Annotated in this window: 19 protein-coding genes; 14 read left to right on the forward strand and 5 right to left on the reverse strand. The window is 43.9% G+C overall.

Annotated elements, in window-relative coordinates:
• Positions 1-215: 215 nt before the first annotated feature.
• A complete protein-coding gene (locus EBO34_RS00970) occupies positions 216-1,055 on the forward strand; it encodes a cupin domain-containing protein (protein ID WP_122896097.1) in 840 nt (279 codons plus the stop codon).
• Between the two features lie 94 nt (positions 1,056-1,149).
• Here EBO34_RS00970 and EBO34_RS20505 read toward each other — a convergent pair whose 3' ends face one another.
• Positions 1,150-1,293, reverse strand: a complete 144-nt coding sequence (locus EBO34_RS20505; RefSeq protein ID WP_183163655.1) for a hypothetical protein — start codon at positions 1,291-1,293, stop codon at positions 1,150-1,152.
• A gap of 175 nt (positions 1,294-1,468) precedes the next feature.
• Here EBO34_RS20505 and EBO34_RS00975 point away from each other — a divergent pair, with 175 nt between their 5' ends.
• Positions 1,469-1,825 (forward strand): hypothetical protein, encoded by a 357-nt coding sequence (locus tag EBO34_RS00975; RefSeq protein ID WP_122896098.1) that lies wholly within the window; start codon positions 1,469-1,471, stop codon positions 1,823-1,825.
• 92 nt (positions 1,826-1,917) lie between these two features.
• Positions 1,918-2,157, forward strand: coding sequence for a hypothetical protein (locus tag EBO34_RS00980; RefSeq protein ID WP_142996756.1), 240 nt, complete (start codon positions 1,918-1,920; stop codon positions 2,155-2,157).
• Here the strand turns inward: EBO34_RS00980 and EBO34_RS00985 are convergent.
• Positions 2,119-2,610 (reverse strand): hypothetical protein, encoded by a 492-nt coding sequence (locus EBO34_RS00985; protein ID WP_122896100.1) that lies wholly within the window; start codon positions 2,608-2,610, stop codon positions 2,119-2,121. The two genes, EBO34_RS00980 and EBO34_RS00985, sit on opposite strands and share 39 nt — an antisense overlap.
• Positions 2,611-2,859: 249 nt before the next feature.
• Between EBO34_RS00985 and EBO34_RS00990 the strand changes: the two genes are divergently transcribed.
• From EBO34_RS00990 to EBO34_RS01015, 5 genes are all read left to right on the forward strand, one after another.
• The gene (locus EBO34_RS00990; RefSeq protein ID WP_122896101.1) at positions 2,860-3,306 is read left to right on the forward strand and encodes a PaaI family thioesterase; all 447 of its coding nucleotides are present in this window, start codon (positions 2,860-2,862) and stop codon (positions 3,304-3,306) included.
• Positions 3,303-4,034 carry a nucleotidyltransferase domain-containing protein gene (locus EBO34_RS00995; RefSeq protein ID WP_122896102.1) on the forward strand — a complete coding sequence of 244 codons (732 nt, stop codon included), beginning with the start codon at positions 3,303-3,305 and terminating at the stop codon, positions 4,032-4,034. The genes EBO34_RS00990 and EBO34_RS00995 overlap by 4 nt, the downstream gene beginning before the upstream one ends.
• Before the next feature lie 194 nt (positions 4,035-4,228).
• The gene (locus EBO34_RS01000; RefSeq protein ID WP_122896103.1) at positions 4,229-4,402 is read left to right on the forward strand and encodes a CsbD family protein; all 174 of its coding nucleotides are present in this window, start codon (positions 4,229-4,231) and stop codon (positions 4,400-4,402) included.
• 415 nt (positions 4,403-4,817) lie between these two features.
• Complete coding sequence (gene paaK / locus EBO34_RS01010; RefSeq protein ID WP_122896105.1) at positions 4,818-6,155, forward strand: phenylacetate--CoA ligase PaaK; 1,338 nt, start codon at positions 4,818-4,820, stop codon at positions 6,153-6,155.
• Between the two features lie 52 nt (positions 6,156-6,207).
• Positions 6,208-7,587 (forward strand): hypothetical protein, encoded by a 1,380-nt coding sequence (locus tag EBO34_RS01015; RefSeq protein WP_122896106.1) that lies wholly within the window; start codon positions 6,208-6,210, stop codon positions 7,585-7,587.
• A gap of 132 nt (positions 7,588-7,719) precedes the next feature.
• Here EBO34_RS01015 and EBO34_RS20510 read toward each other — a convergent pair whose 3' ends face one another.
• Complete coding sequence (locus EBO34_RS20510) at positions 7,720-7,860, reverse strand: hypothetical protein (RefSeq protein ID WP_183163656.1); 141 nt, start codon at positions 7,858-7,860, stop codon at positions 7,720-7,722.
• 563 nt (positions 7,861-8,423) lie between these two features.
• The gene (locus EBO34_RS01025) at positions 8,424-8,819 is read right to left on the reverse strand and encodes a C40 family peptidase (protein WP_122896108.1); all 396 of its coding nucleotides are present in this window, start codon (positions 8,817-8,819) and stop codon (positions 8,424-8,426) included.
• A 213-nt stretch (positions 8,820-9,032) separates the two neighbouring features.
• Here EBO34_RS01025 and murG point away from each other — a divergent pair, with 213 nt between their 5' ends.
• Positions 9,033-10,100, forward strand: a complete 1,068-nt coding sequence (gene murG, locus EBO34_RS01030; protein ID WP_122896109.1) for an undecaprenyldiphospho-muramoylpentapeptide beta-N-acetylglucosaminyltransferase — start codon at positions 9,033-9,035, stop codon at positions 10,098-10,100.
• Positions 10,101-10,295: 195 nt separating this feature from the next.
• Here the strand turns inward: murG and EBO34_RS01035 are convergent, their stop codons facing one another.
• Positions 10,296-10,715: an RDD family protein gene (locus tag EBO34_RS01035; RefSeq protein WP_122896110.1), complete on the reverse strand. Its 420-nt coding sequence runs from the start codon at positions 10,713-10,715 to the stop codon at positions 10,296-10,298.
• 167 nt (positions 10,716-10,882) lie between these two features.
• On the opposite strand from EBO34_RS01035, the gene EBO34_RS01040 reads away from it, so the two are divergent.
• From EBO34_RS01040 to EBO34_RS01060, 5 genes are all read left to right on the forward strand, one after another.
• Entirely contained in the window at positions 10,883-11,455 is a 573-nt protein-coding gene (locus tag EBO34_RS01040; protein WP_183163657.1) for an MEDS domain-containing protein, read from the forward strand.
• A 340-nt stretch (positions 11,456-11,795) separates the two neighbouring features.
• Entirely contained in the window at positions 11,796-12,182 is a 387-nt protein-coding gene (locus tag EBO34_RS01045) for a GntR family transcriptional regulator (RefSeq protein ID WP_122896112.1), read from the forward strand.
• Positions 12,179-13,072 carry an ABC transporter ATP-binding protein gene (locus EBO34_RS01050; protein ID WP_122896113.1) on the forward strand — a complete coding sequence of 298 codons (894 nt, stop codon included), beginning with the start codon at positions 12,179-12,181 and terminating at the stop codon, positions 13,070-13,072. Before EBO34_RS01045 ends, EBO34_RS01050 begins: the two co-directional genes overlap by 4 nt.
• A complete protein-coding gene (locus EBO34_RS01055) occupies positions 13,053-13,802 on the forward strand; it encodes a hypothetical protein (protein ID WP_122896114.1) in 750 nt (249 codons plus the stop codon). Before EBO34_RS01050 ends, EBO34_RS01055 begins: the two co-directional genes overlap by 20 nt.
• Positions 13,799-14,524, forward strand: a complete 726-nt coding sequence (locus EBO34_RS01060) for a hypothetical protein (protein WP_122896115.1) — start codon at positions 13,799-13,801, stop codon at positions 14,522-14,524. Before EBO34_RS01055 ends, EBO34_RS01060 begins: the two co-directional genes overlap by 4 nt.
• The last annotated feature ends 479 nt before the right edge of the window (positions 14,525-15,003 follow it).

The raw sequence follows: 15,003 nt of genomic DNA on the forward strand, positions 1-15,003 counted from the left end.
TTGAACGGAATACACGAGACTCCTGCGGAAGTGCGAGACAGATAAAGCCCCGAGGAGGCTCGGCGCGAGTACGCGGAAAGGGAGTGTATTCCGTTCAACGAAGTTGAATATCAATGAAGGGTTATAACACCTTTCCTGATTCATTTAAGGGTAACCTTTTAAATAGACCAACGTACGTTTTCCAGTCACAGGCATATCGTGTAGAGAGAATGCCTATGAAAGGAATGACTAACGTGTATTCGTATCCATATTATTACAGAAACACCTCGAATCAAATTGTAGAAGCCATTCAAGAAGGATTGAACAAAGAAGCAACTGCTGTGGACCTCTACAGCAGATTGGCGCATGAAATGCCAAACCAGGACCAGCAGCAGAACATTCTTCAAGCTGCCCAAAACAGATACATGCACTTTAACCAGTTTGCCAGTCTTTATCACTCCCTGACCGGAGTACAGCCTGTTTATCAAATGGAAAATATCCGTTTCCAGGACTTGCGGGAAGGCCTGGAAAAAGCCCATCAATTAGGGTCTGAATCCTCGAAGACTTACCGTAAACATGCTCAAAGCACACTCTATCCTTTGATTCAGCAGGTGTTTTTACAGGCGGCGGAAGATGAAGAAGCAGTCCGTTCGTTGTACCGGGATGACATTCAGGATTACGGGCAGACCCCTTATGTCGTTGATATTGAGGAAATAGTGAAACAAAACGATACATTCCGTACTGCACTCTGGACAGGAGAGCATTTGCAGTTAACGCTGATGAGTATTGAAGTTGGTGAAAGTATCGGCTTGGAAGTACATCCCGACGTTGATCAGTTTCTCCGCATTGAAGAAGGTGAAGGACTCGTTCAAATGGGGGACAGTGAGGATAATTTAACGTTTGAAACAAAAGCCTCTTCAGACTACGCAATCTTTGTACCGGCAGGAAAGTGGCATAACCTCACAAATACGGGTGATGTACCTCTCAAGCTTTACACAATCTACGCCCCGCCGGAGCACCCGTTTGGTACGGTTCAAAAAACTAAAGAAGATGCAATGGCAGCCGAGGAAAATTAGGAGAATAATAAAAGGCATGGACTTCAATGGATGAAGTTCATGCCTTTTTAATCCTTAAGAAAAGTGGAGGTGTTTGTTTGTTGGATGATAATCATTAGTGCTTATCAAGTACTTTATATAATTCTAAAATGTCTTGAAGGATTCTCTCTTTTAACGTGTAGTCATTGCTTTCTTCAAGTTCCATTTTCATTTTTTCAATTTCGTGCAGAAAAATCTGTTCTTCAACATCTGAAAGCAAGACTGCACCTCCTTTTCATCCTAAGTACAATTAAATGTACCATAACATTCTTTTCCATATGAAAACAAACGTTAGCTGCTGATAACTTACAAATCTTTATCATAAATGGAGAAACGCTTAAAAATATAATAGGCTGTTTGAAGAGTTTACCAGAAAATACAAGGGGTACATAAAGTTGGAAAAGTGGGTGGTCGCTCTCACAATTCTCTCTCTTCATGTTTTTCTGAGTGGATATGCTCATATCGAAAAAGAAGTCGCTGCAGAGAATTGTGGAGTGATCGAAACAATGTTGCATATAACGGTAGAGGATGAGCGTGCCGAAGCATTAATGGATGAACTGCCGGACTTATTCAACAGCTACGCAAGTTATGAAGTTTGGATAACAGAAGAAGAAGGGTTCACAACTGTAAGCATGACTGCCGGATTGTATGAAACTGATATTGCAGCAGCGCTTTCACACTATGAAACTGAGATTGCCGGCTACAGCAGCGCAGTAAGAAAAATCTGCCGTTTTACTATGTTGAAAACGTAGAAACAAATCTGACTCTTTCTGAAGATCTTGCTGTATTTTTAGAAGAAGAGGGTCTTGAATTAGAATCCTCCAATATTGTGAGTTACCCGGGAATGAAATCTGATGCTTCTGGAGATGGAGAAGATCACGTTTGGAAGTCAGACACAACCAATTTTCAATTTGAGTTTACGGTTGAAGAAAATAACCTGTATCTTCCGGCTGCAGGAATTCTCACAATCCTTGACGGAGTGATCGGTATTTATATACAAAGAAAGAGGGAGTCTCATGAATTATGTATCATAGGACTGCTTCTTTTAAAAGGGAATCTGCTCATCAATATCATCAATCAATAACTTTGTCTCTGCAAGAGCTTCCATAGCAGTGCCGAAGGATTCGAACCAGGCTCCGATAATACCGAGCTTTCTTCCCTGGATCTGCTGGCGTTCATCAGGTGAAATTTCAAGACTGAAACCAAATGCTGCGAGGGCTGTTCCGATTGTCTGCAGCCAGACCCCGGAAACCGCCTGCCGCTCCAATGCCAGTCCTTCATCATCTGTTTCGCCTTCTTCCTGAAGAGCCTGAAGTTCTTCCGTCACTCCGATTGCTTCAAGAGCCGAGCCGGCAAATTGAATCCATACTCCTGCCAGGACTTTGCTTTCTCCTGAAGAAAGGGCCGGGCTGGATTCTTTTTCAGCATGGTTCAACTGTGTCTGCAGTTCCCGTATGCTGTTTTTATTTATTTTCCCGTTCTCATCCAAAACAGGCTGACTGAACTGCCGTTTCTTCCCGTATTTTTTCGGCCCCATCTCGCTTCCTCCACCTGTTAAGTATCGCTACCTTCAACGTATTCGTGTAACACAGACGAGGTGAACAAAAGGCGGGTAATGGGGCTTTCTTTATTGGAAATTGTTTGTCCTGCCCGGCTCCGGTAAAAAACGCTGTTTGGAATAACCAATCCAGTCTGGTATAGAAAAAGGTATTACCCCCCCTTTAACATGGTAGAATAACGATATTGTTATTTTATTATTCAGATAAATAAAAGTGGAGGAATTCAGATGAGTGAGTTAACAGACCGTGAACGTCACCACCAGTTTAAAGAGGATATCGTCCGTGCTTTGAAAAAAGATACCTATGCGGAGCATTTGGGAATCGAGCTTACTGATATTGGTGAAGGAGAGGCAGCTGCTGAACTTCTGGTTAAAGAACATATGCTCAATGCCCACGGTACGCTTCACGGAGCGGTCACCTTTGCCATTGCTGATTTTGTGTTCGCTGCTGCCTGCAATTCACACGGCAGGACGGCTGTCGCATTAACCAATACTATCAGCTATATGGCAGCGGGAAAAAACGGTGCACGACTGAAGGCTTCGGCTAAAGAGATCAAGAAAAATTATCGCACAGCGTGGTACAAAATAGACATTTTAAGCGATGATGAGTTAATTGCCGCAATGGAAGCAACCGCCTACCGGAAAAATCATTATTTTGTTGGTGAAAAGGAATGAAAAGAAGAGACCCGTTTAAGACGGCGCAGTCATTCATCAAAGAGAATTATCCTGAATGTGAGGGAGCGCTTTTGGCCGGCAGTACAGTGAGAGGGCAAACCACTTCAACTTCCGACTTGGACATCGTCGTCTTTAGCGGAAAGGTCGCATATGCCTTTAGAAAATCACTTACATACAATGGCTGGCCTGTTGAAGTTTTTGTCTATAACCTCAATTCGTACCGCGACTTCTTTAAGAGTGATGCAGACAGAGGCCGGGCTTGTCTGCAGCGAATGGTCAAAGAAGGAAAAATTCTCGCAGACAGTGGATTGATTACAAGGATAAAAAAAGAAGCGGAAGAGAGCCTCAATGCCGGCCCTGCAGAGTGGGACGAGCCAATGCTAAGGATGAAGCAGTATTTTTTAACAGACCTGCTGGATGACTTTACCGGATCTGACGATCGTGGAGAGGGAATCTTTATTGCAGGAAGTTTGGGAGAAGCTGTCCACGAATTTCTGCTGCGTACAAACGGGAAGTGGATCGGGGCATCAAAATGGATTGTCCGTTCATTAAACGAATACGATGAATCAATGGCTAAGCATTTTATAAACGCGTTTGATACCTACTACCGGACAGGTGAAAAAGGGGAGGTCATCTCTTTTGTAGAGGATGTGCTCGAGCCATTCGGCGGGAGACTTTTTGAAGGGTTTTCAATAGGGAAAGAACAGGAGATTTATAGAAGGTGTTGATTGGAACGAATGAGCGACACTCCAGTCTTGAGTTTTATGAATAATTCCGGGACAGCAAGTTTTTAAAAATCAAGCCTGGCCCTGAGGAAGAAGATGAGAGAAAAGACCGGTTTAAGAAAAAATGAGTCGAATGGAACGTTTTACGTCCTCCATGACCGGTAATAGACACCTAACACATAAAGGAGGAATTGAATATGGCCAATAACGACAGTACATCTGATAAAGTAAAAGGGAACGTAAACAAGACGAAAGGTGAAGTGAAGGACCAGACAGGAAACCTCACGAACAATAAGGATCTTCAGCGCGAGGGCAAGAAGGACAAGGCAAAAGGCAAGGTTCAGGAAGAGGTTGGAAAGTGGAAAAATTAAGTCAGGAAAACCGGCCGGAGACGGCCGGTTTTTTTGTGGAAAAGCCTGCAGTTGCTTCGTTTTTGGAAGTTTGTTATTCGGCTCCCAATGTTAAGGATTGCACCTTTATTATTAAAAATTCCTCCCTGAATGTTGGCAATTGGATATCTTCTTTTATTAAATTGGATCCTCCAGCTATCTCCCGATTCATCAGCAATGCTTCAACCCCCTCAATCCATTCCCTATCGTATAACCTGGAATTAATGTGACGTAAAAAATACGCCACCTGTAAATAACATCTAAATTTATCAGTTAATTTAGAAAATAACAATAATAATCCTTTCTTCGTATTGACAGCGCTTTCATATGCCGTTACTTTTAATATAACGAGAAAGTTACTTGGCGTTATTTTTTTATGACAGGGAGGAAAGAGTGCATGTCATTTTATGTTCGGGAAGAAACACTGGGAAAAGAAGAAATGGAATCCATTCAGTTTGCTCGTCTCAAAACCACTGTAGACAAAGTCTGTGAAAACGTCCCGTTTTACAAAGAGAAGTTCCAGAAAGCAGGTGTGAAACCGGAGGACCTCACCAGCCTTGATGACCTCAAAAAGCTTCCTTTTACCAAAAAGACAGATCTTCGTGATCACTATCCATTTGGCCTTGTAGCTGTACCTATGGATGAGATAGTCCGTATACACGGATCTTCAGGAACGAGTGGGAAGCCGACTGTTGTAGCGTATACGAAGAATGACATCAATCATTGGTCGGACATTGTGGCCAGGTCGATTTATCTTGCCGGCGGAAGAAAAGGGGATCTTCTTCATAATGCCTATGGATACGGTCTTTTTACCGGAGGGCTCGGCCTTCATCATGGATCCGAACGGCTTGGGTGCGCCACTGTCCCTGTATCCGGAGGGAATACTGAACGGCAGATAACGCTGATCGAAGATTTTAAACCGAGGGTTATCTGTTCCACACCTTCGTATCTCCTGAACATTGGAGAAACGATGATTGCCAAAGGCCTCGAGCCAAAGAAAACAAGCTTGAAGTTTGCCATCCTTGGTGCTGAGCCATGGTCAGAAGAAATGAGAAATACCATCGAAGACATGTTTGACCTGAAAGCGATGGACATCTACGGTCTCAGTGAAGTGATGGGTCCGGGGATTGCCATGGAATGTGTGGACTGCCAGGATGGACTTCATATTGCAGACGATCACTTTATTGCAGAAGTCATTGACCCGAATACGCTGGAGCCTGTACCGGAGGGGGAGGACGGTGAGCTGGTCTTTACGAGTCTCACAAAAGAAGCGCTGCCGGTTATTCGTTACCGTACCGGGGATATTGCTTCCATTACCCGTGAGAAATGTGCATGCGGCAGAACCTCAACAAGAATGAGCCGGGTTAAAGGGAGAATCGATGATATGTTTATTATCCGCGGGGTGAACGTGTTTCCTTCTGAAGTGGAGCGAAACATACTGCAAATGGACGAGCTCGTCTGCCACTATCAGATCCACCTAAAGAAAAAAGGTTCCATGGACCATGCGGAACTTCACGTGGAAGTGTGCGACCCGTTTTTTGACAAACTGCCTGATGGGGACTTGAACCAGGGAGAAGGTCCGGAGCTTGTGAATAAAATCAAACACACACTGAAAACACAGGCACTCGTTTCGATGGATGTGTACTTAAAGCCGCCTCATTCCATTCCGAGGTCTGAAGGAAAAGCGAAACGGGTTGTTGATCATAGAGCAAAAACCGCACTTGCAGCAAAATAATCTGCCTTAATTTATCAGAAAGTTCTAACGACTATTTCGGGGAGGATAAAGAATGAAGATTGAAAGGAAGTATGGGGAGATACAGCCGGGGATTAAGTGGGGGCCGTTTACAATGCGGCTCCCGGGTGTGCACCTGAAGTTAACACCCAGTCAGCACATTCAAGGGGGTCTTCTTCTTTTAGCCACCTGTGGTTCAATCACGCCTTTAATGATGACGTATTTTGAAGTGTCGTTTGAAGTTGCCTGGACAGTCAGTCTCGTCATGCTCTTCTGGGTACTGGCCCAAACGGTTCTGTTCGGGGACATTTACGCTGCCGGGGCGATAACGCCGGCGTTACCGTTAACCCTCGTTTACATGAACACACTCGCTCCGGGAATTGATGCTGTACAAGGAATGATTGCCCTTTTCCTTGTGGTGATCGCCCTGTTTTTATTCTTTGGTTTAACAAAGCTCGGGGAGCGTTTTAACAACATGGTACCAGTCGCCTTAAAGGCAGGTATTATTATGGGTGCTGCTATTGCCGCGTTCCAGTCGGAAATTAACCGCCTGCCGAGTATGCCGTATTCTCTCATCACATCCTGGGTTATCGTCCTGGTGCTTTTATTTTCGATTCCATTTTCAAAGCTTCCTGATACAAGGTCAAAGATTATGATGGGATCAAATGCCCTACTCCTATCCCTTTTAGTAGCGGGGGGCGTCGGTTTTTTCACAGGAGAAATGACGTTTCAAATGGAGTGGGGATTCTTCGTTCCGCCCATTGCTGAAACAATGAGCACACTCTCGATCTGGGCTGTCGGCATACCTTCATGGGAAGTGTTCCTCGCAGTATTTCCCATCGCCCTGGTCGTTTATGTTCTTGCTTTTGGTGACCTGGTGATTGCTCATACCCTTTTAAGGGGGGCAGATAAAGCGAGGAAAGATGAAAAGATCGACATTAACCCAACACGAAGCCACTTTGTTCTGGCTGCACGAAACGCAGCCCAGCTGATGACAGCCGGACCGTTGCTGTGGATTCACGGTCCAATCTGGACAGGGGTTCAGGTATTCCTCATTGAGCGGTATAAAAAAGGCCGGAACGTTATGGAATCCATTTATGATGGTCCCATGAACTTTTACATTATGGCCATCCCCCTTGGTCTGTTGCTGCCGGTGATTGCGATAATCATGCCAATCTTCCCGGTCGCACTTAGCGTATCTCTCCTGTTAACGGGATTTGCCTGTGCCTACGTGGCGATGTCACTCGTAAAGAGCAACATCTCAAGAGGGGTGGTTCTAGCTATCGGTATGCTTACTGCTACATACGGACCGGTGTGGGGTATCGGCGTCGGAATCGCCCTCTACATTCTATTAATCGGCCGTCACGGTGAAAAAGTAGAAGAATCCCTTGGCGTGGAAACAGAAGAGGAGAAAAAAGAGGAAGCAGCGTCATAAATCAGTAGTAGTTTCAGTTCAAAACTAACAGGGTGACTCCTTCATGGAAATGGAGGAGTCACCCTGTTTATATTAACTTTGAATAGAGGACTATGGTTTCGACAAAGTTCGGATGGTGACAGTGCACCGGGATCATCTTGGTGCATGGTTGTTTCGTTTCTTGCGGTTGTTAAGCATATTTACGCCCATGACGACAGCGATCATTTCTTCATCGCTGATGTTCTCTGAAAGGTTCTTAAGTTCGTAGGATGAGGATTCGAAAAAGCTGCTCACCTTCTGGAATTCCCCGGCAGCATTTTCGTTGGCGTCAATGATTACATACTCCTAGCTGAGTGCTTTACCATTAATTGTATATGTGCCGCGACTGTCGGTTACGTACTCGTATTTTTTTGAAAAAAACGTAATGTTCTGCCTGAGTATACCCAGCTGCTTCCCTGAGTAATCCGTGATGATCCATCTGTTGGAGAAGAAGGGGAATGCTCCTTTCACGAGAAGTTCATCGTCCTTGTTAAGGATATCCACGTTGGAATTAAACGCACTTTTTAAATCGAGGGAGCCGATTTTTTTTACCTCCGTTGTAGATGGTCGTTCTTCCTGCAGAGAAAAAGTTGTCGGAAAAATGCATAGTCGTCATAGAGATCATCTCCGTTCATTAGTCGGTGGTAGTGTATACGGGTGAGGGAGGGGGAGGGTTTCATGGCTGATAATGAACAAATCGATGAACAAATGGGAGAATTCGCTTAACAAATCGGGCAAATTGATGAACAAACCGTGGAACTCGATGAACAACTATACAAAGGTGATTAACAAACTTTAACGATCAACGAGGGCCTCTGCTAGTCTATGATCCGCCGGGCTCCCTGATATTTTTTCTCCCACTTCGAATCAAGCTTTGAAACAGAGACACGACGGACAGGACGGAATGTATGAAGCATTTTGCCATTTCCCAGATAAATGGCCACGTGTCCGATTTTTTGCAGGCCGGTAAGGCGTTTTCGCTTTTTCGTCGTGAAAAATAACAGGTCGCCTCGCCTGATGTCATCTTGTCTTACACGGGTTCCGAAAAGATACTGCTGTCTTGAACACCTGGGCAGGCTGATACCGTGTACAAAAAAGATGTATTGAATAAAAGAGCTGCAGTCAAACGTCTCAGTCTGAAATGGCCGGGCGTTGAACAGGTACGGTTTGTCCATATGTTTAAACCCTGTAGCGATGATGTTGTTTATCAGCATGATGTTTACCTCCTGTTAGTCAACCTCTAGTATTCTATTAAAGATTGAAAGAGATTGTCTGGACAAGATGAACAGGGTGATCGTACATATTTCACATACTGCATTGAGGTACGAGAATAAAACAACTTCAAAAACAATCTAAAGTCATCATTCCAAAACCTGTGTCCAATCCGCTATAATGGAGAAACAAATAGCAGTTAATCAGGAGGATTTATGACGAAAAAAACGATTGTATTTACAGGTGGCGGTTCAGCCGGTCATGTGACACCGAACATTGCCATTATTAATGAACTTGACCAGTCGAAGTGGGACATCAAATACATCGGTTCGAAAAAAGGAATTGAAAAAGAGCTTATTGAAAAGAGGAACATTCCTTACTACAGCATTCGAAGCGGGAAGCTGCGCCGTTACATCGATAAAGAAAACATTATTGATATGTTTCGTGTCATAAAGGGGTGCCAGGAAGCGCGCTCTGTTCTAAAAAAACTCAAACCTTCTCTCGTGTTCTCAAAAGGGGGATTCGTCTCTGTTCCGGTCATTATTGCTGCACGATCTCTGGGGATTCCGATTTTTATCCACGAGAGTGACATGACGCCGGGGCTTGCGAATAAAATATCCCAGCGTTTTTCAACGCGGATCTTTACTTCTTTTGAAGAAACAAGAAAGTACTTTCCTTCAGCGAAAACAACCGTTATCGGATCACCAATCAGGAAGGAGATCCTTGCAGGTTCTGCTGAAAAAGGAAGAGCGATGCTTGACTTCACGCGCAAGCTTCCTGTTCTCACGATTATGGGAGGCAGTCTCGGGGCGAAGAAAATTAATGATTCGGTCAGAGGATCGTTAAACGAGCTTACAAAGGATTATCAGATTGTTCACCTGTGTGGAAAAGGGAACCTCGATGAGAACCTGACAGGAGTGAATGGATATAAGCAGTTTGAATATGTGAATGAAGAGCTCGCTGACATTCTGGCTGCTACAGATATGGTGATCACCCGTGGGGGATCAAACGCCATATTCGAGTTTCTTGCTCTTCACATCCCGATGATCATCATCCCTCTGACAAAAAAGCAGAGCCGGGGTGACCAGATTCTCAATGCCCAATCCTTTGAAGAAAAAGGCTTTGCCTTGAAGCTTGAAGAAGAGGACCTTACAGAGGTGTCCTTAAAAAAAGCGCTCGATACACTTAAGAAAAGACGTAACGACTACGTTGAGATGATGAAGTCATCGAAAGAAAGCAGTGCGCTTGATATTCTGGTTAAAGAGATTAACGAATATCAATAACAAAAAAAAGACGGAACCGTCATTGTAAGATGGGTTCCGTCTTTTAGCAGTTTATAAATTCTTAGTTTTAAGTATAACTTTTTCGTAAAACTTTTCCACGTCCAGCTACTGCGCCAAGCCAAAAAGCGGCTTGAATTTGATAGCCTAAAAAATACTTTACGCTCGTAATCAAGGCGCTTACGCTTTTGTTTTTGCCTATACTTTTTCCACGTAGGTACCGGCGATCAGGTCATGGAGGCTACGGTGGTCTTTTCTCACGATCACCAGGATGAGGCTGATAAAGGTGGTGAGTCCAAAGGTGAACATGGCGAGGAGAAAGTAGCCGATAACCTGCCGCATGAGCATGGTCCAAATGGTGAGAGGTTTCCCGTCTATGCGTGCGATCCGGATTCGGAGCAGCCGCTTTCCGACAACGTACCCTTTCCAGAGGAGAGGGGTCACGGTCAGGTAAACGACGTATGCGTAATCCCACCCGGACCGTTCAATAAAGGTAAACCAGTTTTCCCCCATGACGAGGGATACGATCAGGGTGGCGGGAAGGAGGATAAGAAAGCTGTCCGCCAGAAGTGCGCCTAGTCTGGGTAAAAATCCTGCTGCGTTGTCTTTGGGTGTCATATGTTTTCCTCCATTAATGTCTCTTAATAATAGTGTAGTACAAATATTCACGGGATGCGATACATACATTTTTACACAGGAGGTGTGTTTATGTTTCCTTCCAGAACTGTTACACTGGATGGGAACGGATGTTTCGCTCATTTTGTATTACGAGGAGTTTTTCATATATGCATAAATTCATTTCCGCTTCAGTGAAAAGGATGAGAGAGGGAGACGGAGGTCACATTTTTTACAAGTTTAACGACAGTGAAGCATACTTGAACAACGCTGTCACGTTTATCTTGGAAGGAGTCAATGCGGGTGATGATGTCGCTGTGATTGAAAGCGAAAGGATCATGCCCGCGCTCCAGTCTAAGTTAAATGAAGTGTTGACTGAAAAACAGCAAAAGAAGATTCACTATATGAATAACTTTCAGTTTTATCTATTTAACGGTAATTTTCATATCCATAAAGTTCAGAATTATTTCTCCAGGCTGATTGAGCCCTATGAAGGTGAAATCCCAGGTATTCGTACGTGGGCTCATGTGGAGTGGGGGGAAGACAGTGAGCTGCAGGATGAGGTTGCTAAATTTGAAGAAATTGCTGATGAGATGGTCAGTGAGAATAAATTAATTTCTGTCTGTGCATACAGTGCCGACCGCATATGCGAGAAAATAGAAGACCGCCTCCAGCGGTGTCATCCGTTTTTGATGACCGATAACAATCTTGTCCCTTGTGAAAGATACAAAAAATTAAGTTAAGAAAAGACCAGTCTGCAGGCTGGTCTTTTTTTTGTGCAGCGTGAGGGCGTGTGGTCCTGCTCCAGAGATGGTACTAAAGAAGAGTTTCCATTTATTTAGGCTTAGATATCCAATTCTTAACAAAGAGGGAGGAATTCTTAACAAAAAAAGTGTGAATTTTTAATAATCGTATCGGAATCCTTAACATAAATGTCAGAAAAAGAGAGCGAGCCTGCCCCTCCATCCCTGACCATCAGCACCATCAGAAAATAAATATTCCCAGCATATTGCAAAAATTACCACAATAACATATACTACATTACAACACTAACGCACTAACCTTGAGAGGAGGTGCCTCCTTTTGATTATTAATCCAGATGGCGCCAAACCTATTTATGTTCAAATATCAGAGTGGATTGAAACAGAAATTTTGAATGGGAACTTTACAGAAGATGAAAAAGTGTATTCGCAATATCAGCTGGCAGAAATGATGAACATTAATCCGGCCACAGCAGCCAAGGGATTAACAAAGCTTGTTGAAGAAGACATTCTTTATAAAAAGCGAGGGCTCGGTATGTTTGTAGCAGCGGAGGCGAAAGGAATTATTTTGAACAAAAGGAAGACGAACACGTTAACGAAACTGGTCGAAGATGTTGTTGCAGAGGCCAATCATTTAAACGTAAGCGAATCGGAACTTATAACCATGATTAAAACAAGTATGTCGGAAACGAAAGGGGAAAAGTCATGAACGCAGTTACATGCAGTCACCTGACAAAAACATATAGAGAGAAAAAGGCAGTTAATGACCTGTCAGTCTCCATCGAAGAGAATAAAATCACAGGGATCATTGGAAGGAACGGCGCCGGGAAAACAACATTCCTTCAAATTGTGGCAGGGTTTCAAAAGCCTACTTCCGGGGAGGTCATGGTTTTTGGGGAAAATCCATTTAATAGTCTGAATGCTTCTGCCAACACGATTTTTATTAATGACACTATGAATCTTCCAAACTCCCTGACGGTTTACGAGATTTTGGAGTCAGCAGCTTCGTTTTATCCGAACTGGGATAAAGAACTGGCTGAACGGTTGTTTGAGTACTTCTCCTTTCAGCGGTCACAGCGTCACGACCGGCTTTCAAAAGGAATGCGGAGCACCTTTAATATGATTCTCGGTCTGTCTTCAAGGTGCCAACTGACGATCTTTGATGAGCCGACAACCGGGATGGACGCGGCTGTCCGCAGTGACTTTTACAGAGCGCTCTTGAAAGACTATCTTGCTCACCCTCGGACACTTCTGCTTTCAAGCCATCATCTAAATGAAATTGAAGAGTTAATTGAAGACGTCTTTTTAATCAAAGACGGGACCGGTCACCTGCACCTGTCTGTTTCTGATTTGAAAGAGTACGGTGTTGGAATACAGGGGCCGGATGAGCAGGTCGAAGAATGGATAGAAGGAATCGATGTTTTTCATAAACGGGACATTCCGGTAAATAAAAGCTATGCCGTCATAAAGCGGGAAGATTTAAGGTCCGGATATGAAAAAGCGGGGCTTACAGTTTCTCCTGTATCGGCTACTGATATGAGCATGTATCTGACTGAAAAAAGAACAGGGGGAATTGATGATGTCTTTAACCGCAGTTAGCTTCTGGAGTGTTGTAAAAAAACAGTACTGGTTTAAAGTGAAAGCCTACAAGAATGCTTTTTCAACTCTGGTCATTCTCCAGCTTCTTGCCATTCTTTTTTCTATGAACGGTACATCACAGATGGGGTCGGGAAGTGAAATGGTTTATGTTTCCGTTACACACTATACCTCGTCGGTGGTGATCATTTTTTCGATGATCTGGTGCTTTATTACTGCGATTTTAATTACAACCAAGGCTTACAAAAACGATGACTTTGCCTTTGTGACGAACCGTTTGAGCGGAAATGCGGCCAACGTTCTTTTCTTATTGACAGCAAGCGTTATTGCAGGAATTACGGCGAGCCTCAGCGGCTATGCAATAAGAATTTCCGCCTTTTTTATCCACGGTGTGGAATATATGGGGGCGGAATCGATGCTGCAAAATCCATTGGAAGTACTGATGGGGACAGCTGCGGCTGTCTTGTATATCTTCCTGTTGGGGTCACTCGGCTACCTTCTCGGTAATCTGAGCCAGATAAACAGAGTATTTACATTTTTGGTGCCGGTCATCTTTTTCGGCTTTGCTTTTACGGGAGGGGGAAGTGAAGGAGGGGTTCTTGCTCAAATCGTTACCTTTTTTTCCGGTGAATCGTCTTTTCTCCTGTTCATGTTAAAAGCCATCATTGTCTCGACTGCTCTATACTCCCTGACATCGTGGCTTACGAATAAAATGGAGGTGCGTTTATCATGATGCTGGCTATGGTTTTACAACTGGTTGTATTCATTCTTTTGTTCGGCGGTATTTATTTTGTTATAAAAAAACAAAGAAGGATGGGAGTTGCCATGGTTAAAGGCAGAAGCCGGAACTGGTTTTTTACCCTTTACATTTGTGCACTTCTTATCTGTGCAGCTGCATTTTACCTGATCCCGGGTGAGCAGTTTAATCAGACGGTGGCTCTGGAATATGAGGCGGCTTTTGAAGCAGAGGAAGAACTTCGAACCTTATTGAATGAAGGGCGTTATGAGGAAGCTGTGGGAAACCTTGTGAACAGCTTTACCTTTGATTATTTCGATGATGTAGTGGTTGTTAATGCCATGTACAGAGACTACTTTGACGGATCGGTTATTGTAGATGCGACAGATGAACTGGACGGGGAAATGGAAGCGTACCTATATATGGGGAGGTCCTATGTGGATGGCTTTGACTTCACAGGCCAGATTAACGCTCCGCACCTGGTTGTTCACGAGGATGAGTTGCAGATTCATCTGGAAGAGACAAATATCAGCTTTGCCAACCTGGGTAAAGAGTTCACTATCTCTCAATTTATGGAGGATAATGACAGTGACGACCCCTTTGGTCATCGTTCTTCATCCAGCTATCACGGAAGCACTTATATCTATTTGAGAGTTCCGGCTGGAGTGAGTGTGGAATCTGCAGATGACGGATTGTATGTGGAGGAAGTGAAGAGGTAGTGGGAATGGTTCTAAACGTAGAATGACGGCGGCGAAGTGCAAAAACGGTCACAGTAACCGTTAAAAAGCGTGAGCTAAACGTTAAATAAGCAGATGCAAGTGTAAAAAGCACGGCAGCACCAGGAGGAGTCATTCTCTGCCGCAGGCTGGGGCGGAGCGAGGGGGCAAAACGCAGATAAGAGTTGTAACCGTAAATTAGCAGCAACCTACATCAATTCAGCGTTCACCCTCTCCTTTTCGAAATTGACAAAAACGCTTTCATTCACATATGATGGTATTAATTAATGGAAAGGAAGGTACCTTATACGATGAAGCAGTAATCCTATTTTCAAAGACAAGAATTTCATTTAACAAGAAATCATTTTGTCTGGATAGGATTAGTGTGTACATTTTTAAGGGAGCCTTCATATCGAACAAGACCGCCCTTTTCAGGGGGGAGGTCTGCCCAAAATGAATGCACACAATCCTCTCAGGCTTAT

This window comes from Alteribacter keqinensis (genome assembly GCF_003710255.1).
GTDB lineage: Bacteria > Bacillota > Bacilli > Bacillales > Salisediminibacteriaceae > Alteribacter > Alteribacter keqinensis.

Bases quoted from the DNA above. Each gene is read 5' to 3' on its own strand.
- EBO34_RS01040 (WP_183163657.1), top strand. From the start codon at position 10,883: ATGCATAAATTCATTTCCGCTTCAGTGAAAAGGATGAGAGAGGGAGAC.
- paaK (WP_122896105.1), top strand. From the start codon at position 4,818: ATGTCATTTTATGTTCGGGAAGAAACACTGGGAAAAGAAGAAATGGAA.
- EBO34_RS01035 (WP_122896110.1), bottom strand. From the start codon at position 10,715: ATGACACCCAAAGACAACGCAGCAGGATTTTTACCCAGACTAGGCGCA.
- EBO34_RS01055 (WP_122896114.1), top strand. From the start codon at position 13,053: ATGTCTTTAACCGCAGTTAGCTTCTGGAGTGTTGTAAAAAAACAGTAC.
- EBO34_RS01015 (WP_122896106.1), top strand. From the start codon at position 6,208: ATGAAGATTGAAAGGAAGTATGGGGAGATACAGCCGGGGATTAAGTGG.
- EBO34_RS00985 (WP_122896100.1), bottom strand. From the start codon at position 2,610: ATGGGGCCGAAAAAATACGGGAAGAAACGGCAGTTCAGTCAGCCTGTT.
- EBO34_RS00980 (WP_142996756.1), top strand. From the start codon at position 1,918: ATGAAATCTGATGCTTCTGGAGATGGAGAAGATCACGTTTGGAAGTCA.
- EBO34_RS01000 (WP_122896103.1), top strand. From the start codon at position 4,229: ATGGCCAATAACGACAGTACATCTGATAAAGTAAAAGGGAACGTAAAC.
- EBO34_RS00990 (WP_122896101.1), top strand. From the start codon at position 2,860: ATGAGTGAGTTAACAGACCGTGAACGTCACCACCAGTTTAAAGAGGAT.
- EBO34_RS00995 (WP_122896102.1), top strand. From the start codon at position 3,303: ATGAAAAGAAGAGACCCGTTTAAGACGGCGCAGTCATTCATCAAAGAG.
- EBO34_RS00970 (WP_122896097.1), top strand. From the start codon at position 216: ATGAAAGGAATGACTAACGTGTATTCGTATCCATATTATTACAGAAAC.
- murG (WP_122896109.1), top strand. From the start codon at position 9,033: ATGACGAAAAAAACGATTGTATTTACAGGTGGCGGTTCAGCCGGTCAT.
- EBO34_RS01025 (WP_122896108.1), bottom strand. From the start codon at position 8,819: ATGCTGATAAACAACATCATCGCTACAGGGTTTAAACATATGGACAAA.
- EBO34_RS01060 (WP_122896115.1), top strand. From the start codon at position 13,799: ATGATGCTGGCTATGGTTTTACAACTGGTTGTATTCATTCTTTTGTTC.
- EBO34_RS01050 (WP_122896113.1), top strand. From the start codon at position 12,179: ATGAACGCAGTTACATGCAGTCACCTGACAAAAACATATAGAGAGAAA.